At 69.7% G+C, this 21931-nt stretch carries 12 protein-coding genes, 1 tRNA gene and 3 rRNA genes; 10 read left to right on the forward strand and 6 right to left on the reverse strand.

What is annotated here, in order from left to right; translation table 11 throughout:
- Positions 1 to 93 precede the first annotated feature (93 nt).
- From B1A86_RS01630 to rrf, 5 genes are all read left to right on the forward strand, one after another.
- On the forward strand, positions 94 to 2193 hold the full coding sequence (locus tag B1A86_RS01630; RefSeq protein WP_078025430.1) for an alpha-1,4-glucan--maltose-1-phosphate maltosyltransferase: 2100 nt from the start codon (positions 94 to 96) through the stop codon (positions 2191 to 2193).
- A 40-nt stretch (positions 2194 to 2233) separates the two neighbouring features.
- Positions 2234 to 4564, forward strand: coding sequence for a 1,4-alpha-glucan branching protein GlgB (gene glgB / locus B1A86_RS01635; RefSeq protein WP_078025429.1), 2331 nt, complete (start codon positions 2234 to 2236; stop codon positions 4562 to 4564).
- Between the two features lie 742 nt (positions 4565 to 5306).
- Positions 5307 to 6829, forward strand: a 16S ribosomal RNA gene (locus B1A86_RS01640).
- Between the two features lie 439 nt (positions 6830 to 7268).
- Positions 7269 to 10360, forward strand: a 23S ribosomal RNA gene (locus tag B1A86_RS01645).
- 191 nt (positions 10361 to 10551) lie between these two features.
- Positions 10552 to 10668 (forward strand): 5S ribosomal RNA (rrf, locus tag B1A86_RS01650).
- The 16S, 23S and 5S rRNA genes sit together here, the layout of an rRNA operon.
- A 127-nt stretch (positions 10669 to 10795) precedes the next feature.
- Here the strand turns inward: rrf and B1A86_RS01655 are convergent.
- Entirely contained in the window at positions 10796 to 11224 is a 429-nt protein-coding gene (locus B1A86_RS01655; RefSeq protein WP_078025827.1) for a hypothetical protein, read from the reverse strand.
- Between the two features lie 131 nt (positions 11225 to 11355).
- Here B1A86_RS01655 and B1A86_RS01660 point away from each other — a divergent pair.
- A tRNA-Pro gene (locus tag B1A86_RS01660) sits at positions 11356 to 11432 on the forward strand.
- 65 nt (positions 11433 to 11497) lie between these two features.
- Here the strand turns inward: B1A86_RS01660 and B1A86_RS01665 are convergent.
- From B1A86_RS01665 to B1A86_RS01685, 5 genes are all read right to left on the reverse strand, one after another.
- On the reverse strand, positions 11498 to 11860 hold the full coding sequence (locus B1A86_RS01665) for a GNAT family N-acetyltransferase (protein ID WP_049159635.1): 363 nt from the start codon (positions 11858 to 11860) through the stop codon (positions 11498 to 11500).
- 58 nt (positions 11861 to 11918) lie between these two features.
- Entirely contained in the window at positions 11919 to 12416 is a 498-nt protein-coding gene (locus tag B1A86_RS01670; protein ID WP_002858301.1) for a carboxymuconolactone decarboxylase family protein, read from the reverse strand.
- A gap of 92 nt (positions 12417 to 12508) precedes the next feature.
- Positions 12509 to 13933, reverse strand: coding sequence for a DUF5129 domain-containing protein (locus B1A86_RS01675; RefSeq protein ID WP_168196724.1), 1425 nt, complete (start codon positions 13931 to 13933; stop codon positions 12509 to 12511).
- Between the two features lie 197 nt (positions 13934 to 14130).
- Positions 14131 to 14874, reverse strand: coding sequence for an NADPH-dependent F420 reductase (locus tag B1A86_RS01680; RefSeq protein WP_002855101.1), 744 nt, complete (start codon positions 14872 to 14874; stop codon positions 14131 to 14133).
- The gene (locus B1A86_RS01685) at positions 14861 to 15763 is read right to left on the reverse strand and encodes a fumarylacetoacetate hydrolase family protein (protein ID WP_002855103.1); all 903 of its coding nucleotides are present in this window, start codon (positions 15761 to 15763) and stop codon (positions 14861 to 14863) included. Before B1A86_RS01685 ends, B1A86_RS01680 begins: the two co-directional genes overlap by 14 nt.
- 65 nt (positions 15764 to 15828) lie before the next feature.
- Between B1A86_RS01685 and B1A86_RS01690 the strand changes: the two genes are divergently transcribed.
- The 4 genes from B1A86_RS01690 (at position 15829) to treZ (ending at position 21919) form a co-directional block, all read left to right on the forward strand.
- Complete coding sequence (locus B1A86_RS01690) at positions 15829 to 16872, forward strand: aldo/keto reductase (RefSeq protein ID WP_078025826.1); 1044 nt, start codon at positions 15829 to 15831, stop codon at positions 16870 to 16872.
- Positions 16873 to 16908: 36 nt separating this feature from the next.
- A complete protein-coding gene (locus B1A86_RS01695) occupies positions 16909 to 17394 on the forward strand; it encodes a hypothetical protein (RefSeq protein ID WP_010079432.1) in 486 nt (161 codons plus the stop codon).
- Positions 17395 to 17456: 62 nt separating this feature from the next.
- On the forward strand, positions 17457 to 19931 hold the full coding sequence (treY, locus tag B1A86_RS01700) for a malto-oligosyltrehalose synthase (RefSeq protein WP_078025825.1): 2475 nt from the start codon (positions 17457 to 17459) through the stop codon (positions 19929 to 19931).
- Entirely contained in the window at positions 19928 to 21919 is a 1992-nt protein-coding gene (treZ, locus tag B1A86_RS01705; protein ID WP_036337396.1) for a malto-oligosyltrehalose trehalohydrolase, read from the forward strand. The genes treY and treZ overlap by 4 nt, the downstream gene beginning before the upstream one ends.
- Positions 21920 to 21931 lie beyond the last annotated feature (12 nt).

A 21931-nucleotide genomic window follows, 5' to 3' on the forward strand; every position in this document is an offset into this window, starting at 1 on the left:
GGCGCCCCCGTGTCCCCGGCCCGCCCCTCCGCCCCACGGCGGGCGGGCGGGCCGGCCGTTCTCACCGGCGCGGCCGCGGGGTAGCGTCGTGGCGTGAGCACCGTGAAGCCCGACACCCAGAGCGCCACCGCAGCCGATGTCCGCCTCCAGACCGTCACGGGGCGCATCCCGGTGACGGACGTGCAGCCCGTCGTGCTGGACGGCCGGTTCCCGGCGAAGGCCGTGGTCGGTGAGGACATCCCCGTCCGCGCCACCGTGTTCCGCGAGGGCCACGACTCCGTGCGCGCCACCGTCCGTCTGCTCGACCCGGCCGGCGCCGAGGTGCAGCGCGTGCAGATGCGTCCGGGCCGGCCCGGGCTGGACGAGGTCGTGGCCACGCTGCGGCCCGCCGAGCCGGGCCTGCACCAGTTCGTGGTCGAGGGCTGGGACGACCCGGTGGGCACGTGGAAGCACGCGGCCACCGTCAAGATCGCCGCCGGCATCGACGTGGAGCTGATGCTCGCCGAGGGCGCCGCCCTGTTCCGCCGGGCCGCCGAGGACGCGGAGCGCTCGGCCGAGGACCGCGCCGTGTTCGAGGAGGTCGTTCGCGGCCTCGAGGACGAGTCCCTCATCCCGGCCCAGCGCCTGGCCTCCGCCGAGTCGGCGGAGGTGTCCGCCGTCCTCCACGCCCGCCCCGTGCGGGAGCACCTCACGAGCTCCGAGCTCTACCCGCTGGACGTGCAGCGCGAGCTCGCCGGCCGCGGTGCCTGGTACGAGTTCTTCCCCCGCTCCGAGGGCGCCCGCTTCGACGAGGCCTCCGGCACGTGGTCCTCCGGCACCTTCGCGACGGCGGCCGACCGGCTCCCGGCGGTCGCCCGGATGGGCTTCCAGGTGGTCTACCTGCCGCCGATCCACCCGATCGGCACCACGCACCGCAAGGGTCCGAACAACACGCTGACGGCCGGGCCGCAGGACCCGGGCTCGCCGTGGGCGATCGGTGGGCCCGAGGGCGGACACGACGCCGCGCACCCGGACCTGGGCACCGTCGAGGACTTCGAGGCGTTCGTGGCCGCGGCCGCGGACGAGGGCCTCGAAGTGGCCCTGGACCTGGCCCTGCAGTGCTCCCCGGACCACCCGTGGGTCACCGCGCACCCGGAGTGGTTCACCACCCGCGTGGACGGCACCATCGCGTACGCGGAGAACCCGCCGAAGAAGTACCAGGACATCTACCCGCTGAACTTCGACAACGACCCGGACGGCCTCGCCCAGGCGGTGCTGGACGTGGTGCGGGGCTGGGTGGCCCGCGGCGTGCACATCTTCCGCGTGGACAACCCGCACACCAAGCCCCTGTGGTTCTGGGAGTGGCTGATCGCAAAGGTCCGCGCCGAGGAGCCGCGCGTCGTGTTCCTCGCCGAGGCCTTCACCCGTCCCGCGATGATGCACGCCCTGGGCAAGGTCGGGTTCCAGCAGTCCTACGGGTACTTCACCTGGCGGAACACCGCCGAGGAGCTTGCGGAGTACCTCCAGGAGATCTCGCACGAGACGCCGGCGTTCTACCGCCCCAACCTCTTCGTCAACACGCCGGACATCCTCACGGAGTACCTGCAGCACGGCGGCCCGGGCGCGTTCCGGATCCGCGCCGTCGTCGCCGCCACGGCCAGCCCGCTGTGGGGCGTCTACGCCGGGTTCGAGCTGTTCGAGCACGTGGCCCGGCCGGGCGCGGAGGAGTACATCGACAACGAGAAGTACGAGTACCGCCCCCGGGACTGGGAGGGCGCGGAGGCCGCGGGTGCCTCGCTCGCCCCGTACCTCACCCGGCTCAATGAGATCCGCGCGGCGCACCCGGCGCTGGGCGACCTGCAGAACCTGACCCTGCACGCCTCGACCCACCCGGACCTGCTCGTGTTCTCGAAGACGCGCTCGGCCCGCCCCGAGGGTGCGCACCGGGACGCCGAGGCAGTCACCGACGCCGGTCCCGCGGAGGACACCCTGATCGTCGTCGTCACCACGAACCCGCACGACGTTGCCGAGGCGACCCTGGACCTGGACCTCGAGGCGCTGCGTCTGCGCCCCGAGGACCGCGACGCGTCCGGGGCCGTCGAGGTGGAGGACCTGCTCACCGGCCAGCGCTGGCGGTGGGGCCGCACCCCGTACGTCCGCCTGGACCCCCACGTCGAGCCCGCCCACGTCCTGCGGATCGTCCGGAACGGCTGAGCCGCTCCCGACGCCCGCCGTCCCCAGAACAGGAATCGCCATGACCCCGTCCGCCGCCCCCCGCCCCGCCGTCGCCCCGCTCGCCGTGGACCCGGAGGTGCTGGCCGCCGTCGCGCAGGGCCGGCACCACGATCCGCACACCGTGCTGGGCGCCCACCCGCATCCCGACGGCGCCGCGGTCACCTACCGCGTGCTGCGCCCGCTGGCGCGCACGGTCACGGTGGTCCGCGCCGGCGACGGGCAGCGGGTGGAGCTGACGCACGAGCACGACGGCGTGTTCGCGGGCGTGGCCCCGACGCCCCGCGTGGCCGGGGCCGCCGCGGGCGACTACCGCGTCGAGGTGGCGTACGAGACCGAGGACGGCACGACCGGCCCCGTCCAGGAGCAGGACGACGCGTACCGGCACCTGCCCACGCTCGGCGAGCTGGACCTGCACCTGATCGGGGAGGGCCGGCACGAACGGCTGTGGGAGGTGCTCGGCGCCCGCGTGGTCCGCACCTCCGCCGACGAGGCCGTCGGCACGGCCTTCGCGGTCTGGGCGCCGAACGCGCGGGCCGTGCGCGTGGTGGGCGACCACAACGGCTGGGACGGCCGGACCCACGCCATGCGGTCCCTCGGCTCCTCCGGCGTGTGGGAGCTGCTGGCGCCCGGCGTCGGTCACGGCGACCGCTACAAGTTCGAGATCCTCGGCCGGGACGGGCTCTGGCGGCAGAAGGCGGACCCGATGGCCCGCTGGACGGAGGTCCCCCCGGCCACGGCCTCGCGTGTGCTGGAGTCCGACTACGCCTTCGGGGACCGCACCTGGATGGAGCGCCGCCGCGTCACGGACCCGCACGAGCGCCCGCTGAGCATCTACGAGGTGCACCTGGGCTCGTGGCGGCCCGGGCTCGACTACCGCGAGCTGGCCGAGCAGCTCGTGGAGTACGTGCAGTGGCTGGGGTTCACGCATGTGGAGTTCCTGCCGGTCGCGGAGCATCCGTTCGGCGGGTCCTGGGGTTACCAGGTGACCGGCTACTACGCCCCCACCTCCCGGTTCGGCTCCCCGGACGAGTTCAAGCACCTGGTGGACGCGCTCCACCAGGCGGGGATCGGCGTCATCGTGGACTGGGTGCCGGCGCACTTCCCGAAGGACGAGTGGGCGCTCGCGCGCTTCGACGGGACCGCCCTGTACGAGCACCCGGACCCGCGGCGGGGCGAGCATCCGGACTGGGGCACCCTCGTGTTCGACTTCGGCCGCACCGAGGTCCGCAACTTCCTCGTGGCCAACGCGCTCTACTGGCTCGGCGAGTTCCACATCGACGGGCTGCGCGTGGACGCCGTCGCCTCGATGCTCTACCTGGACTACTCGCGCGAGGACGGGCAGTGGGAGCCCAACGTGCACGGCGGCAACCACAACCTCGAGGCCATCGACTTCCTGCGCGAGGTCAACATGACCGTGTACCGCCTGCACCCCGGCGTCCACATGATCGCGGAGGAGTCCACGGCCTTCTCCGGGGTGACCGCTCCCGTGGACGCGGGCGGTCTCGGCTTCGGCAAGAAGTGGAACATGGGCTGGATGCACGACACCCTGGCCTACCTGTCCCAGGACCCGGTCAACCGCCGGTGGCACCACGGGCAGTGGACGTTCTCCATGGTGTACGCCTACTCGGAGAACTACGTGCTGCCGCTGTCCCACGACGAGGTCGTCCACGGCAAGGGCTCCCTGCTGAGCCGCATCCCGGGCGACCGCCGGCAGCAGCTGGCCACCCTGCGCGCCTACTACGGGTACATGTGGGCGCACCCCGGCAAGCAGCTGCTGTTCATGGGCGGGGAGTACGCGCAGCCGAGCGAGTGGTCCGAGGGCGAGGGCCTGGACTGGCCCGTCTCGTGGGACGAGGCGCACCGCGGGGTCCAGCTGACGATCCGGGAGCTCAACGCGCTCTACCGCAGCAAGCCGGCGCTGTGGTCGCTGGACCACAGCCCGGAGGGATTCGCGTGGGTGGACGGCGGCGACGCCGACGGCAACACGCTCGTGTTCCTCCGCATGCCCGCGGCGCAGGTGGTGCCGGAGCCGCGGATCGACGACGACGGCGACGCGGTCCCGGCCGCCGAACCGGGCGGCGCCCCGCTGCTGTGCATCACCAACCTCTCGGGGTCGCCGCGTCAGGGGTTGCGCGTGGGGGTGCCGTCCGCGGGGGAGTGGACGGTGGTGCTGGACACGGACTCAACCGACTTCCACGGTGACGGCTGGCGGGAGCAGACCGGCCAGTCCGAGGTGATCGCTGCCCATGAGGGCCAGTGGCAGGGCCAGCCTGCCCACGTCACGGTGAACGTGCCGGCGCTGACCACCCTGTGGCTCCAGCCGCACCCGGACTCGACGGTCACGCCCTGACGCGTGGTGCACGTCACGATCGACGGTCTTGGCGCGGGAGTGCCAAACCGAGTCGGACGCCATCGAGGAATCCGCGAGAACACGCGGAAGCCGACCGTCCGCCCGGGGCTGCACGCCGGGTGTCACCCCTGATTTTGTGTTCGGTGGGATTCGTGTGTAGAGTTCCATCTCGTGCTCAAGACGCCGACCGGGTGACCGGGAGGCGGGGTGAAGAACACAGAATCCGCGGATTCATGCCGAGAATGGCAGGTCCAGGGCGGGTGGTGCTCACCGGGTGCACGGCTGGCAGTGATGCTGGTCGGGATTCCTGAAGAAGATGATCTGGTTTGACAGCCGGGAATCATGTGGTAAGCTTTTCGAGGCCTTCCACGTGGATGGTCCGGTGAGTGTCTGGCCCCGCGGAAGCGGAGTTGACATTGTCGGATCGCGTGGTAAGGTTTTCTAGCCCGGCCATGTGAACGGACGGTGAATGCTTCGGAAACGGAGTTGACACGGTCGAAACGGATGGTCTAAGATGGAGAAGTTGCTCCAGAGCGAAACGGCCCGCGGAGCGGGTCGCTGAAGCTGGAAGCGCCTGTTGTTTGAGAACTCAATAGTGTGCCAAGTTTGTTGATGCCAATTGTTTTAACACATATTGGTTGATCATCGCCTGCCACCCCCGTGGTGTGGTGATGGTCTGCTAGGTATTGAATGGATGTCGTGGTGGTTATTTCCGGCTGCCACGGTGTTGTTCTGTAATTTTTTTACGGAGAGTTTGATCCTGGCTCAGGATGAACGCTGGCGGCGTGCTTAACACATGCAAGTCGAACGATGAAGCCCAGCTTGCTGGGTGGATTAGTGGCGAACGGGTGAGTAACACGTGAGTAACCTGCCCTTAACTCTGGGATAAGCCTGGGAAACTGGGTCTAATACCGGATAGGAGCGCCGACCGCATGGTGGGTGTTGGAAAGATTTATCGGTTTTGGATGGACTCGCGGCCTATCAGCTTGTTGGTGAGGTAATGGCTCACCAAGGCGACGACGGGTAGCCGGCCTGAGAGGGTGACCGGCCACACTGGGACTGAGACACGGCCCAGACTCCTACGGGAGGCAGCAGTGGGGAATATTGCACAATGGGCGCAAGCCTGATGCAGCGACGCCGCGTGAGGGATGACGGCCTTCGGGTTGTAAACCTCTTTCAGTAGGGAAGAAGCGAAAGTGACGGTACCTGCAGAAGAAGCACCGGCTAACTACGTGCCAGCAGCCGCGGTAATACGTAGGGTGCGAGCGTTATCCGGAATTATTGGGCGTAAAGAGCTCGTAGGCGGTTTGTCGCGTCTGTCGTGAAAGTCCGGGGCTTAACCCCGGATCTGCGGTGGGTACGGGCAGACTAGAGTGCAGTAGGGGAGACTGGAATTCCTGGTGTAGCGGTGGAATGCGCAGATATCAGGAGGAACACCGATGGCGAAGGCAGGTCTCTGGGCTGTAACTGACGCTGAGGAGCGAAAGCATGGGGAGCGAACAGGATTAGATACCCTGGTAGTCCATGCCGTAAACGTTGGGCACTAGGTGTGGGGACCATTCCACGGTTTCCGCGCCGCAGCTAACGCATTAAGTGCCCCGCCTGGGGAGTACGGCCGCAAGGCTAAAACTCAAAGGAATTGACGGGGGCCCGCACAAGCGGCGGAGCATGCGGATTAATTCGATGCAACGCGAAGAACCTTACCAAGGCTTGACATGTTCTCGATCGCCGTAGAGATACGGTTTCCCCTTTGGGGCGGGTTCACAGGTGGTGCATGGTTGTCGTCAGCTCGTGTCGTGAGATGTTGGGTTAAGTCCCGCAACGAGCGCAACCCTCGTTCCATGTTGCCAGCACGTAATGGTGGGGACTCATGGGAGACTGCCGGGGTCAACTCGGAGGAAGGTGAGGACGACGTCAAATCATCATGCCCCTTATGTCTTGGGCTTCACGCATGCTACAATGGCCGGTACAATGGGTTGCGATACTGTGAGGTGGAGCTAATCCCAAAAAGCCGGTCTCAGTTCGGATTGGGGTCTGCAACTCGACCCCATGAAGTCGGAGTCGCTAGTAATCGCAGATCAGCAACGCTGCGGTGAATACGTTCCCGGGCCTTGTACACACCGCCCGTCAAGTCACGAAAGTTGGTAACACCCGAAGCCGGTGGCCTAACCCTTGTGGGGGGAGCCGTCGAAGGTGGGACCAGCGATTGGGACTAAGTCGTAACAAGGTAGCCGTACCGGAAGGTGCGGCTGGATCACCTCCTTTCTAAGGAGCATTAGTGCCCGTTGCATCACCGCGTGTGTGATGGCGGGTTGCTCATGGGTGGAACATCAATGAATGGTGCCAGTGGTGGTGCCGGCAGTGCTCGAGTACGTCATGCCTTTGCGGGTGTGGTTGGAATGGGTGGTGTTGGTGGCTGCGAGCTGGTGTTGGCACACTGTTGGGTCCTGGAACAGCAGGCACCCTGATCTGTGAGGGTTGGGGTTGTTGTTTCTGGTCTCCGTATCTTGTGAAGCTGGCCTTGTGGGTTGGTGGATGGGGTGTGGGTTGTTGTTTGAGAACTGCATAGTGGACGCGAGCATCTTATTTTTTTTGTTGCTGCATCGTTGATCGCACTGTTCCCCCTGGGGTGGTGTGTGAGGTGTGGTGATGCCGAGAATGACATCTTAGTTAGATATTGCTCATTTGAGGACTTTCATTGTGTGTGAAAGTTTCCAAGGGCGCATGGTGGATGCCTTGGCAACAGGAGCCGAAGAAGGACGTGGGAATCTGCGATAAGCCTGGTGGAGTCGATAACCGGACGTTGAGACCAGGATTTCCGAATGGGGAAACCCCGCACGACGTGTCGTGTGACCCCCGGTTGAACACATAGACCGGGTGGAGGGAACGTGGGGAAGTGAAACATCTCAGTACCCACAGGAAGAGAAAACAAAAGTGATTCCGTTAGTAGTGGCGAGCGAACGCGGATGGGGCTAAACCGTATGTGTGTGATACCCGGCAGGGGTTGCATGTGCGGTGTTGTGGGCCCCTCCTTGTCATGTCTGCCGGCATGGCGCAGTGAGGTGCGGGCATATAGACGAACCAGTGTGGATGCTGGACCGTAGAGGGTGAGAGTCCCGTAGTCGAAATGTGTTCCGCCGCTGTTGGAGGGTTGCCCGAGTAGCACGGGGCCCGAGGAATCCCGTGTGAATCTGCCAGGACCACCTGGTAAGCCTGAATACTACCTGTTGACCGATAGCGGATCAGTACCGTGAGGGAATGGTGAAAAGTACCCCGGGAGGGGAGTGAAATAGTACCTGAAACCATGTGCCTACAAACCGTTGGAGCCTTCTTGTGGGGTGACAGCGTGCCTTTTGAAGAATGAGCCTGCGAGTTAGTGATACGTGGCGAGGTTAACCCGTGTGGGGAAGCCGTAGCGAAAGCGAGTCTGAATAGGGCGATTGAGTCGCGTGTCCTAGACCCGAAGCGGAGTGATCTACCCATGGCCAGGTTGAAGCGCGTGTAAGAGCGCGTGGAGGACCGAACCCACTTCAGTTGAAAATGGAGGGGATGAGCTGTGGGTAGGGGTGAAAGGCCAATCAAACTCCGTGATAGCTGGTTCTCCCCGAAATGCATTTAGGTGCAGCGTCACGTGTTTCTTCCCGGAGGTAGAGCTACTGGATGGACGATGGGCCCTACAAGGTTACTGACTTCAGCCAAACTCCGAATGCCGGGAAGTGAGAGCGTGGCAGTGAGACTGTGGGGGATAAGCTTCATAGTCGAGAGGGAAACAGCCCAGACCACCGGTTAAGGCCCCTAAGCGTGTGCTAAGTGGGAAAGGATGTGGAGTTGCTGAGACAACCAGGAGGTTGGCTTAGAAGCAGCCACCCTTGAAAGAGTGCGTAATAGCTCACTGGTCAAGTGATTCCGCGCCGACAATGTAGCGGGGCTCAAGTACACCGCCGAAACCGTGGCATTCAGTTTTGCTGGATGGGTAGGGGAGCGTCGTTCACGAGGTGAAGCCAGCGGGTAACTTCTGGTGGATTGTGGACGAGTGAGAATGCAGGCATGAGTAGCGAAAGACGGGTGAGAAACCCGTCCGCCGGATGACTAAGGGTTCCAGGGTCAAGCTAATCTGCCCTGGGTAAGTCGGGACCTAAGGCGAGGCCGACAGGCGTAGTCGATGGACAACGGGTTGATATTCCCGTACCAGTGAAGAACCGTCCATGTTGAGCCGGTGATACTAACCGCCCGAACCATCCCGAACCCCGTCTTTGACGGGGTCGGTGATGGGGAGCGCGGGACCTGAACCGGGGAGGCAAGCGCATTAACAGGTGTGACGCAGGAAGGTAGCCGGGCCGGGCAATGGAAATGACCTGGTCTAAGGGTGTAGGGCTGCCGGTAGGTAAATCCGCCGGCTGTATGCCTGAGACCTGATGGGCGCCCACATGGTGGGTGATCCGGTGATCCTATGCTGCCTAGAAAAGCATCGGCGCGAGGTTCAAACTGCCCGTACCCTAAACCGACACAGGTGGTCAGGTAGAGAATACTAAGGCGATCGAGAGAATCATGGTTAAGGAACTCGGCAAAATGCCCCCGTAACTTCGGGAGAAGGGGGGCCCCAACCTTGAGCACCACGTGCTGGTGTGAGGGGATCGGGGCCGCAGAGACCAGGGGGAAGCGACTGTTTATCAAAAACACAGGTCCATGCGAAGTCGTAAGACGATGTATATGGACTGACTCCTGCCCGGTGCTGGAAGGTTAAGGGGACCCGTTAGCTTCGGCGAAGCGGAGAACTTAAGCCCCAGTAAACGGCGGTGGTAACTATAACCATCCTAAGGTAGCGAAATTCCTTGTCGGGTAAGTTCCGACCTGCACGAATGGAGTAACGACTTCCCCGCTGTCTCAACCATGAACTCGGCGAAATTGCATTACGAGTAAAGATGCTCGTTACGCGCAGAAGGACGGAAAGACCCCGTGACCTTTACTATAGTTTGGTATTGGTATTCGGTGTGACTTGTGTAGGATAGGTGGGAGACTGTGAAGCGGGCACGCCAGTGTTCGTGGAGTCGCCGTTGAAATACCACTCTGGTCACTCTGGATATCTAACTTCGGCCCGTGATCCGGGTCAGGGACAGTGCCTGATGGGTAGTTTAACTGGGGCGGTTGCCTCCTAAAATGTAACGGAGGCGCCCAAAGGTTCCCTCAGCCTGGTTGGCAATCAGGTGTCGAGTGCAAGTGCACAAGGGAGCTTGACTGTGAGAGTGGCAGCTCGAGCAGGGACGAAAGTCGGGACTAGTGATCCGGCGGCTCGTTGTGGAACGGCCGTCGCTCAACGGATAAAAGGTACCTCGGGGATAACAGGCTGATCTTGCCCAAGAGTCCATATCGACGGCATGGTTTGGCACCTCGATGTCGGCTCGTCGCATCCTGGGGCTGGAGTAGGTCCCAAGGGTTGGGCTGTTCGCCCATTAAAGCGGTACGCGAGCTGGGTTCAGAACGTCGTGAGACAGTTCGGTCCCTATCCTCTGCGCGCGTTGGAAATTTGAGAAGGTCTGTCCTTAGTACGAGAGGACCGGGACGGACGAACCTCTGGTATGTCAGTTGTACCGCCAGGTGCATGGCTGATTAGCTACGTTCGGGATGGATAACCGCTGAAAGCATCTAAGCGGGAAGCCGGCTTCGAGATGAGATTTCCTTGCCCCTTTGAGGGTGTGAGGCCCCCAGCTAGAACACTGGGTTGATAGGCTGGATGTGGAAGCGAGGACTGAAGACTCGTGAAGCTGACCAGTACTAATAGGCCGATGACTTACACACACTCTTATTCCATTGCTTGCTTCAAGGTGATGGGTTGGTGTTCGCGTCCACTGTGCGGTTGTCTGATTGCAACCGGCTGTCCATGTGTTGGTGGATGGTTGGGGTGTTTCAGTTGAATAGTGTCACTGTTGTGTGACCCGTAGGTTTCCCTGCTGTTGCCCGTGTTGAGGGTGGTGGTGTGGGGTTAGGGTTACGGCGGTCATAGCGTGGGGGAAACGCCCGGTTCCATTCCGAACCCGGAAGCTAAGGCCCACAGCGCCGATGGTACTGCAACCGGGAGGTTGTGGGAGAGTAGGTCGCCGCCGGACATTTTTTGAGGGAGGGCCTCGCACTGTTGGTGCGAGGCCCTTCCCGCATTCCCGGGAGGATTCACCGGGCGGCCCTGTGCGATGAGCACGGGGCTTTCTGCGTTCCGGGTGCATTCACCCGCGGCGCTCAGAGCTCCTCGCCGGCCCGCAGTCGTGCCGTGAGCGCGCGGGTGAGTCGGCGGCGCAGCCGGCCGTGCTCCGTGCCCTGCTCCCGAAGGCGCGCGTGCACGGCGTCGGCATGGGTGGGCTTCTCCGAGTCGGGGAGAGCGAGGAAGTCGCACAGCAGCGGCTCCAAGCGCCCGGTGAGGGCGAGCACGAGCTCCTGGGTCTCCACGGGCCGTGTGCGCTGCAGGCGAGTCCAGGCTGGCGCGTACTCGGCGGCCTGCTCGACCATCTCCCACGCGAGGGCCCAGCTGTCCGGTCGCAGTCGGTGCCGCTCCGCGCGCAGCAGCTGTCGCAGGGCGGCCACGGCCTCCTCGAGCTCGGCGGCGGCCGGGGCGCCGTCGTCGTCGGGGGAGGGGCTCGCGGAGGGACGCGGGAACGGCCACCAGCTCATGCCGGCCTCTCTCGGATTCGCGGGGTGCGCAGAGGTCTCACGCGTGAGATTCTGCCCCGCATATCGGTTTGGCGGCACCCGGTGTGGCTGGTATAGTCGCTCTCTGTTGGATTCAGGTCTGAGACCTCCAACGGGGTGTGGCGCAGCTTGGTAGCGCGCGTCGTTCGGGACGACGAGGCCGCAGGTTCAAATCCTGTCACCCCGACCAGAAAGAGCCCCCGCCGGATCGGCGGGGGCTCTTCTCGTCTCCGGGTGCTCACCGGGTGCGGTGCGTCAGTCCTGGCGGGACTCCAGGAACTGCAGATGCTCGGGGCCCGCCGGGTCCACTTCGCCGGCCACGTCGTCGTGTTCGTTCACCCAGTCCTTCACGTACGGGCACACGGGGACGATCCGGCGTCCCGCGGCCACGGTGTCCTTCAGCGCTTCGCGCACGAGGGTGGAGGCCAGGCCCCGGCCCTCGTACCCGTGGTCGACCTTGGTGTGCGGGAAGATCCGCTGGGTCGGGCCGTCGCCGGTGTCGTAGTCGATCGCCACCGTGTAGCCGGCCACCGTGCCCGCCTCGTCGACGACGATCTCGTACCTCTCCGCGTTCTTGCGGACCTGCGGGTGCTCCAGGCTGGGGGTCTGCTCGGTCATGGTCGGTCCTCTCGTTCCTGGGTGGACCCCGCCGCCGGGCCGGCGACGGGGAAGGGGGTCAGCCGTCCCGGCGCCGCACGGGGTGATGGGACAGGATCGAGATGCGGTTCGTCAGGTTCATCACGATCGCGACCCACTGCACGGCCGCGTACTGGGCGTCCGTGAGCACAGCGGCCGTGGAGGCCTGCACGTAGTTCAGCTGCTCCTGCTCGGGGAGGTCCGTGACCGCCTCGGCGAGCTCGAGCGCGGCGCGTTCCTGCTCTGAGTACACCGCCCCGGCCTCACGCCACGCCGGCAGCAGCCCGAGGCGCTGCACGCTCAGACCGGCGTCGGCGCCCTGGCGGGTGTGCCGGTCCAGACAGAACACGCAGCCGTTGAGCTGGGAGACCCGGAGGTTCACGAGTTCCACGAGCTGCCGGTCCAGCCCGGCCTGCTCGGCGGCGCCGCGCGCGGCCGAGGCCAGCGGCCCGACCGCGTGCCATGCCTCGGGCACGGCCTTGTCGAGGAAGAACGCGAGGGGGTCCTGGCGGGGTGCGGGGGTGTCAGCGGCGGTCATGGTCCTTCAATGTCTCGCAGAACGGGGCGATGGGCCAGGGGCCGGGTGCCGGTCCCGGGCGAGCTTCCGGCTCAGATCCGGCCCCGATCGGCTCAGAATCGGCCGGACGAGCCCGCCCCGGAGAACGAGCCGGCTGAGGATCCGTAGCCGGTCCCGGAGGAGCTGGACTGCGCCTGGCGATGGTCCTGGACGGACCGCTCGCCAGCCTGGTGGCCCGTGGTGAAGGCCACCACCGTCCAGTAGGCATCCGTGGGCAGCGCGGAGTCCAGGATCGAGCCGCGCGCGGACCGGGCCGGGCCACGGTGCGTGCGCAGCTCGTCGCGCAGCAGCTCACGCTCGGCCTCGTCCTTGCCGAACGCCGCCACCTCGGCGTCGGCGAGTGCGGAGACCAGCCCGGTCAGGCGACGCCGCAGCGCATCCAGCTCGTCCAGCGCTGCGGCCGGGGTCAGGCGCTCGTCCTGCAGGTCCGCGCCCAGCGCCTCGAGCCGGCCCTGGGCCTCGGCGCGGAAGGACTCCAGCGCGGCGACGGCGGACCGGACGGGTCCGGCGGAGCCGACGGAGGAGGCCAGCGTGCCGACGGCGTCCAGGTCGGCCCGCAGCGGGGCGGTCTGCTGGTCCCACGCCGACGGCCACCCCGGGTGGCGGTTGAGGAAGGTGTTCGCCGCGGCCACGGCGTCGTCGAGGCGGTCGAGCTCACGGGCGCGGTCCCGGACGTCCTCCGCGGCCCGGGCGTGCTCCGTGCGATGCAGGCTGCGCTCCGGCAGGGCCTCGAGGCGGTCCAGTTCCGCCGACGCGTCGAGCGCCTGGCGCCGGAAGCCGCGGAAGCGCTCCATCAGCGCGGCCGCGTGGGGCGAGTCCTCAGGCACCGTGGACGCGTTCACCTCGGTGGCGTCCATCTCCAGGGTCACGGAGGTCAGGTGGGTGCGGGCCTCGGTCAGCAGGTCGGCCGTCCGGCGGCGGCGACGCCGTCGGCTCGCGAGCACCGCGGCCGCGGCGCCGCCGCCCGCCACACCGACGATCCCCGCGCCGAACCACAGCTCGGGAGCCTGCCACCAGGGGCGCCCGATCAGCTCGGCGGCGGCGTCCGTCACCTCCACGACCGTGTCCGTCCACCGGGCCGCACGGGCTGCCTCGTGGCCGGCCTCGCGCACATCCCGCAGCTGGTCCGTGCTGAGCATCCGGTCCTCGCCCACGTACACCCCGATCAACCGGTTGTCCGGGTCGAGGGCCACGATCACGAGGCCGTCAGCCCACTTCTGGCCGTCCGCGCTGAGCCAGTCCGGGTGCTCGGCGCGAGCCCGCTCGAGCACCCGCCCGTTGAACGCCTGAGACGCGCGGTCGTCGTCCAGCGCGGACAGGTCCGGGCCGCGCTCGGTGACCACGGCGACGCGGGTCGGCTCCCGGAACTCGATCCCCGCCAGGTCACGGCGCAGCTGGGCGGGGTCGATCACGCCCGCGTCATCCACGAGCTCCACCCGGTCCCAGGCCACGGCGTGGGCCTGCGGCGCGGCGGCCACGACGGCGCTCGTCACCCCCGCCGTGACCGGCAGGGCGACGACGGTGGCGGCCGCCGCCGGCCCGGTGAGGGCGGCGGCGGACAGGGCGACCGCGGTGAGAGTGCGGCGGGCGGTGCGGTGCGTCGGACGGGTCCCGGGGGCCTCCTGGACGGGTCGGCGGTCCCGCCCAGCGTAGGCACCGCAGGGCCGGTGTCGCCTCAGCCGGTGGGCGCGTCGGCGAGCAGCGCGGCGAGCCGGCCGGCGTCGTGCGCGGTGCCGAACCCCGCCGCCCCCGGCTCGAGGACGCCGGCCCGGTCGAGGCCCGTGTAGGGGACCGCGTCGAAGCCCATCGCGGTGACGAGGGCGATCACCGTGTCGCGCGCGGCGGCGACCGCGGCCGGGTCGGCCGTCGCATCGGCCGGCTCGGTGCCCACCGCGAGGGCGCGGCGCGGGGCCGTGGCACGCCCGGCATCTCCGAGGTCGTGATGCGAGATCTCCGAGAACGCGCGCACGACGGGCACGCGCAGCCCCGCGGCGGCCCAGCGCTCGGCGATCCGGGTGGTGCCCGGCGCGGCGTCGTCGTCGAGCCACGCCGGGACCGGCTCGTCCCCCCAGGTGTTCGTCAGGTCCACCACGGCGCGCGTGGCCGGCCCGGCGAGGGCGAGCGGGTCGACGTCGTCGAGCGCCTCGCGCGGCACGGCCACGACGACGAGCTCCGCCTCCGCCGCCAGGTCCTCGGCCGACACGGCGACGGCCTCGGGCGCGTAGATCGTCAGGTGGCGCTGGACCGCCGCGGGGCGCCGCGTGCCCGCGACCATCACCCGCGGGGCGGCCGTGCCCGGGGAGAGGCGGGGGATGCGCGCGATCGCCCGTGCCAGCGCGGTGCCCGCCCGGCCCGCACCGAGGATGCCGACGACGCGGGGCAGGGCATGCGCCGGTGCCGCCGCCTCAGACGAGCTCATTGCGCTGGCGTCCCAGCCCGGTGATCTCCACCTCGACGACGTCGTCGGGACGCAGCCACGGGCGGCGGCCCTCGGCGTCCCGGCGGGCCAGGGCAACCCCCGCGGGCGTGCCGGTCAGGATCAGGTCACCCGGGTTCAGGGTGATCAGCTGCGAGGCGTAGGAGACCAGCTCGGCGGGGGAGAAGACGACGTCGGCGACCCGGTCCTCCTGACGCAGCTCGCCGTTGACGTGCGTGAGGACGCGCGCATCCGCCGGGAACTCGTCCGGGGTGACCAGCCACGGACCCACGGGCGTCGAGGCCTCCCACACCTTGCCCTGCAGCCACTCGGAGGTGCGGCCCTGGAAGCCGCGCATGGAGATGTCGTTGGCCACCGCGTATCCCGCGATGTGCTCCGGGGCGTCCTCGACGGCGATGCGTCGGCCCGGCTCCCCGACCACGATGCACAGCTCGCCCTCGTAGTCGACCCGGTGGTCCTCCTCGGGCACCTCGATCGGGTCCAGCGCACCCGTGAGGGACTGCGGGAACTTCGCGAACAGCGTCGGATGCTCAGGGCGCTCCAGGCCCGTCTCGTCGATGTGGTTCGTGTAGTTCAGGCCCACGCAGAACACCTTGGTGGGGAAGGGCACGAGCGTGTCGTAGACGAGGCCGGAGGTGTCCAGCAGGAGGGACCGGTCGGCCTGCGCCGCGCGGAGGGCCCCCTCCACCATCTCCCGCTGCTCCTCCGGCGTGGCGGTGAGGTACTCGCCGACGTCGCGACAGTCCGGCAGGGCGACGGCGCGCACGGCGACCTCGGGGTCCTCGGGGTGCACGGAGGTGATGACCGCGGCGAACGTGGCGCCGGGGTAGGCGGCGTCGGAGTCGGGCTGGCGGAACGTGGCGAGCTTCATGGACCCATCCCATCACAGGGCGGCGGGTCCGGACCCGGGGCGGGCGGACGTGAGACGGTGAGGCCATGAGCACAGCCCCCACGCATCCGCCGCTCGACCTCGACCCGACCCCGGCCACCCCGATCGTCCTCGGGACCATGGCCTGGGGGTCCGTTCTCCCGCCGCCCCCGGACGCCGATCCGGGGGTGGGGCCGGAGGGGCCCGCGGGCGAAGCGCAGGCCGAGGCGGCCGTGGAGCGTGCCCGCCGCGCCCTGCGCGCCGGGATCGAGGCCGGCGTCGACCTGCTGGACACCGCGGACATCTACGGGGCCGGCCGCTCCGAGGAGACCGTCGGCCGGCTGCTGCACGAGCTGCCCTACGAGGAGCGCTCCGCCCTGAAGGTGCAGACCAAGTGCGGGATCGTCCTGCACGAGACGGACCCGGCGGGGCGGCGCCTGACCCGCTACGACTCCTCGCCCGAGCACGTGCGCGCCTCGCTGGAGGGCTCGCTGGCCCGCCTCGGCGAGCAGCGCGTGGACACCCTGATCATCCACCGGCCCGACGTCCTCACGCCCGTGGCCGACACCGTGCGCGCCTTCCTCGACGCGCGAGAGGCGGGCCTGGTCGGCAAGCTGGGCGTCTCCAACCTCGGCGTGGGCCGCGTCCTCGAGTTCCAGCGCGAGCTCGAGAGCCAGGCGGCGGACGGGACCGGGCTGGCGTGCGTCCAGGTCGAGCTCGGCCTGCACCATCGCACCCTCATGGAGGCGGTCGTGCTCGCCAACCACCCGGACGCCCCCGCGGACGCCGACGCTGGGCGCCTCGGCCCGGTGTGCGCGGCCGAGGGGATCGAGCTGCAGGCCTGGGGTCCGCTGGGGCAGGGTCGGTTCAGCTCCGGCGACGACGGCGCGGCCGGCGCCGTCGGCGAGGTCGCAGCGGAGCTGGGCGGCAGCCGGGAGGCCGTGGTGCTCGCCTGGCTGCTGCGCCTGCCGTGGGACGTGCGGCCCGTGATCGGCACCCAGGACCCGGAACGCGTCGCCGCGTGCGCCGAGGCGGCCGCCGCGGCCGAGGCGATGGACTCCGCGCAGTGGCACCGCCTGTGGACCGCGGCACGCGGCGCCGGCCTGCCCTGAGCAACCCGCAGACGTGAGGGATGTCACACTGGGGGCATGACCTTCGAGCCCGTCAACCTCTTCACCCCCTGGCTCGCCTACTGGGCGGCCGCCCTCGCGCTCGTCGTCGGCGGCATCCTGCTGGCCGCCGGGATCTGGCGTGAGCGCCGACACCGCCGGCACGCTGACGCGCACGGACGCAACACCGAGGTGGACGTCCTGGACAACACCCGGCTGCAGCGCCGGGTGGGGGCCGTGATGCTGGCGGTCGCGGCCGTGCTGGCCGGCGTGGGTGTGTGGACGCACCTGGCGGGGCTGGACACGCTGCGTCAGAACCTGACGGCCAAGTACGGCTACACCTCGATCGAGCGCATCCGCCAGTCCGGCACGGGGTTCATCATCGACCTCACCCAGCCGGACGGAACCGTCCTGCGGGACGAGATGGTCCTGGTCGACCCCTCGGGCGAGCCCTTCGTCGGCGAGGACATCTTCCACAACCCGCCGGAGAAGTACGAGGACCTGCCGCTGCGTCCGGCCCCGTGACCGCGCCCGCCGCCGTCCGCCGGGCCTGATGCCGCGTCGGGGGCCTCTGTTAGCGTCGCCGCGTGAGCACCTCGACCGTCCGTTCCGCCCCCGCGTCCACCTACCGGCTCCAGGTCAGCCCGGATCTGCCGCTGGAGTCCGTGGCCGGGCTCGTGCCCTATCTGCGGCGCCTGGGCGTGGACTGGCTCTACCTCTCGCCGCTGCTCGAGGCCGAGCCCGGCTCCGACCACGGGTACGACGTCGTGGACCCCACGCGGCTGGACGCCGCCCGCGGCGGGGCCGAGGGACTGGACGCGGTCGCGCGCGCCGCGCACGAGGCGGGCATGGGCGTGCTCGTCGACATCGTGCCGAACCACGTGGGCGTGGCCACGCCCCAGGCCAATCCGGCGTGGTGGGACGTGCTCACCCACGGTCCCGAGGCGGCGCATGCGGCGTGGTTCGACGTGGACTGGGCGGCCGGCGGCGGGTCTCTACTCATCCCCGTCCTGGGGGACGGTCCTGACGGGGACGCGGACGCGGAGCTGAACCGTCTCGTCGTCGACGAGGGTCGCCTGCGCTACTGGGACAACGTCTACCCCCTCGCCCCCGGATCGCTCGAGGCGGCCGAGGCGGAGACCGGGCTACGCGCCGCGGAGGTCTTCGCGGAGGCGGACCCGGCGAAGGAGTCGACCGCGGAGCGGGCCCGCCTGGCCCGCGCCGTGCACGACCGCCAGCACTACCGGCTGGTCGGCTGGCGCCGCGGCGACGCCGAGCTGAACTACCGCCGCTTCTTCACCGTCACCACGCTCGCGGGCGTCCGGGTGGACGAGCCCGAGGTCTTCGACGCCGTCCACGCCGAACCCGCCCGCTGGGTCCGCGAAGGGCTCGTGGACGGGCTGCGCGTGGACCACCCGGACGGCCTGGCGGACCCGGCCGGCTACGCGCGGCGCCTGCGCTCCCACGTCCTGCCGGAGGGTTACCTCGTGGTGGAGAAGATCCTCGAGCCCGGTGAGGCGCTGCCCGCGGACTGGCCCGTGGACGGGACCACCGGCTACGACGCGCTCGGCGAGGTCGAACGCGTCTTCATGCACCCCGAGGCCGCGGGCGATGCGGCCGAGGACGCGCGCCGTCGTCGGGAGTGGGACGAGGCCGTGGTGCGGGCCAAGCACGACGTGGCCACCGGCTCCCTCGCGGCCGAGACCGCCCGGCTGGTCCGGGAGGTCCGCGCCGTGCACGCCCTCGGTGCCCACCCGGACGAGGACGTGGCCGCCGCGTTCGCCGCCGTGCTCGCCCGCCTGCCCGTGTACCGCACCTATCTGCCCGTGGGCCTGGCCGTGCTCGAGGGCGCGCTGGCGGACGCGGCCGAGGCGGAGCCGGCCCTCGCCGCCGTGCTCGGCGACCTGCGGCCCGAGCTGACCGACCCGGACTCGCCCGTGGCCCGCCGGTTCCAGCAGACCTCCGGCATGGTGATGGCCAAGGGCGTCGAGGACCGGTCCTTCTACCGGTACACCCGGTGGGCCAACCTGAACGAGGTCGGCGGAGACCCCTCCCACGTCGCCCTGTCCCTGGCCGACTTCCACGCCGCCCAGCAGGCGCGCCAGGCCGCCTGGCCGACGGCCATGACCACCCTGAGCACCCACGACACCAAGCGCGGCGAGGACGTGCGCGCCCGCATCGCCGTGCTCGCCGAGGAGCCCGACCGCTGGGCCGCCGAGCTCGCCGAGCTGAGGCGCCTCCACCCGCTCGGCCACCCCGACGCCGAGCGGCTGCTCTGGGAGTCCATCGTGGGCGTCTGGCCCACGGACGGCACCGCACCGGAGGAGGAGCGGATCCTCGGGTTCCTGCAGAAGGCCTCCCGCGAGGCGGCCCTGGCCACCAGCTGGACGGACCAGGACCCCGAGTTCGAGGCCCGGCTCGCCGCGCTCGCCGCCGCCGTCACCTCCCCCGAGGGGCCTGCCCGGGGCGTGCTGCAGGCCGTCGCGGACCGCATCGCCGAGCCCGGCCTGGTGGTCCAGCTCGGCCACAAGCTCGTCCAGCTCGCCGCCCCCGGCGTCCCCGACGTCTACCAGGGCACGGAGGTGCCCTTCCCCACCCTCGTGGACCCGGACAACCGCCGCCCCGTGGACTTCGCGGCCCGGGCCGACCTGCTGGACCGCCTCGACGCCGGCCACACGCCCGGCCTCGACGACCCCGCCGCCGCCAAGCTGGCCGTCGTCGCGGCGGTGCTGCGCACCCGCCGCGACCGGCCCGAGCTGTTCACCGGCCACCGCCCGCTCGACGTCTCCGGGCCCGCCGCCGAGCACGCGATCGCGTTCGACCGGGGCGGGGCGCTCGCCGTGGCCACCCGCTGGCCCGTCCGCCTCGCGGCCGCCGGTGGCTGGGGCGAGACCGTCGTGACCGTGCCGGCCGGGCGGTGGGAGGACGCCGTCACCGGCCACCCCGTCCACCCGGACGCGCGCGGCGCCGTGCGCCTCGACGAACTGCTCAGCACCCTGCCCGTCGCGCTGCTCGTCCCGGCGCACGCCCCGTCCGACCGCCGAGAGAGGACTGCCCCGTGACCGAGCCCCGCCCGGCCGACGCCCCCGCCCCGGGCCTGCACCCGATCGGCTCCGACCCCGTGGACCCCGCCGCGGCGGAGCGGGCCGCCGTCGAGGCCGCGCGCGCCGTCCCCTATGCCGTGTGGGCGCCGCACGCCGAGAGCGTCGAGCTCGTCCTCGTCGACACCGAGCCCGGCGCCCTGCGCTACGCCGAGGACCGCTGGCCCGTCGCCGCCGTCGTGGCCATGGACCCCGCCGCCGGAGGCTGGTGGACGCCCACGGAGGACCCGCTGGCCGCCCTCGGCCTCGACGCCGCGCAACCGCCGGCCGACCCCGGCTACGGCTACCGCGTGGACGGGGCGGACCCCGTGCCGGACCCCCGCTCCCGCCGCCAGCCCGACACGGTCCACGGGCCCTCCCGCCGCGACGTCGCCGGCCGCTCCGTCGCGTGGCCGGACGAGGGCTGGGCCGGGCCGCCCGGGGTGGAGTCCGATCCGACCGTGCTCCAGGGCGGCGGCCTGCGCGGCGCCGTCCTGTACGAGCTGCACGTGGGCACCTTCACGGCCGAGGGGACCCTCGATGCCGCCATCGCCCGCCTGCCGCACCTGACGGACCTCGGGGTCACCCACGTCGAGCTGTTGCCCGTGAACTCCTTCTCCGGCCCGCGGAACTGGGGCTACGACGGGGTGGCGTGGTTCGCCGTCGACGAGTCCTACGGCGGCCCCGCCGCCTACCGTCGCTTCGTGGCCGCCGCCCACGCCGCCGGCCTCGGCGTGGTCCAGGACGTCGTGCACAACCACCTGGGCCCCTCCGGCAACTACCTGCCGGTGTTCGGGCCGTATCTGGGCCCGGGCGGCACCGGCTGGGGCGACGGCCTGAACCTGGACGGCGCCGACTCGGACGAGGTGCGCCGGTTCGTCCTGGACAACGTCCGCTTCTGGCTCGAGGAGATGCGTGTGGACGGGCTGCGCCTCGACGCGGTGCACGCCCTGCGGGACACCCGCGCCGTGCACCTGCTCGAGGAGATGGCCGCGCTCGCGGACGGGATCGCGGCCCGTGCCGGCCGACCCGTGCCCCTCCTGGCCGAGTCCGACCTCAACGACCCGCGTCTGGTGCTGCCCCGCCAGGCCGGCGGGCTCGGCCTCGCGGCGGCCTGGAACGACGACGTCCACCACGCCCTGCACGTGGCCGCGACGGGGGAGACCCACGGCTACTACGCGGACTTCGCCCCGCTGGAGGCGGTGGCCAAGGTCATGGAGCGCACCTACTTCCACGACGGCACCCGTTCCACCTTCCGCGGCCGCGATCACGGGCGCGCCGTGCCGGACGCCGTCCCGAACCATGCGTGGGTGGCCAGCATCCAGAACCATGACCAGGTGGGCAACCGTGCCGGCGGCGACCGCACCGCTGCCGCCCTGTCCGAGGGTGCGCTCGCGGCCGAGGCCGCCCTGCTGCTGACCGGCCCGCACGTGCCGATGCTCTTCATGGGGGAGGAGTTCGCGGCCTCGACGCCGTGGCCGTTCTTCACCTCGTTCCGCGAGCCCGAGCTCGGGGACGCCGTCCGGCAGGGACGACGCCGCGAGTTCGCCGCCCACGGCTGGGACCCGGCCGACGTCCCCGACCCGCAGGACCCCGCGACGCGGGACGCGGCGGTGCTGGACTGGGCGGAGGCCGCGGGCGGCACGGACGGCCAGGGCCGCGGGGTGCGCGTGCTCGCCGCCTACCGCACCCTGATCGGCCTGCGCCGCACGCTGCCCCAGCTCACCGACCCTCGCCGCGACCGCGTCCGGGCCGAGGTGGACGCGGCCCGGCGCCACGTGCGCCTCACCCGCGCCGGCGAGGACGCCGACGTCGTCCTGCTCGTCGCCCTCGGCGCGGAGCCGCTTCCCGTGCCCGCGGACCTGACGCGGGCGGAGCTGCTCGCCGGCCACGGCGACCACGGCCCGCTCGGCCCCGGCACGGTGCCGGCGGCGGTCCCGGCCCCCGGCTTCCTGCTCCTGCGCCGCTGAGCCGCGTCCGGC

It is taken from the genome of Micrococcus sp. KBS0714, assembly GCF_002008305.4.
GTDB classification, from domain to species: Bacteria; Actinomycetota; Actinomycetes; order Actinomycetales; family Micrococcaceae; genus Micrococcus; species Micrococcus luteus.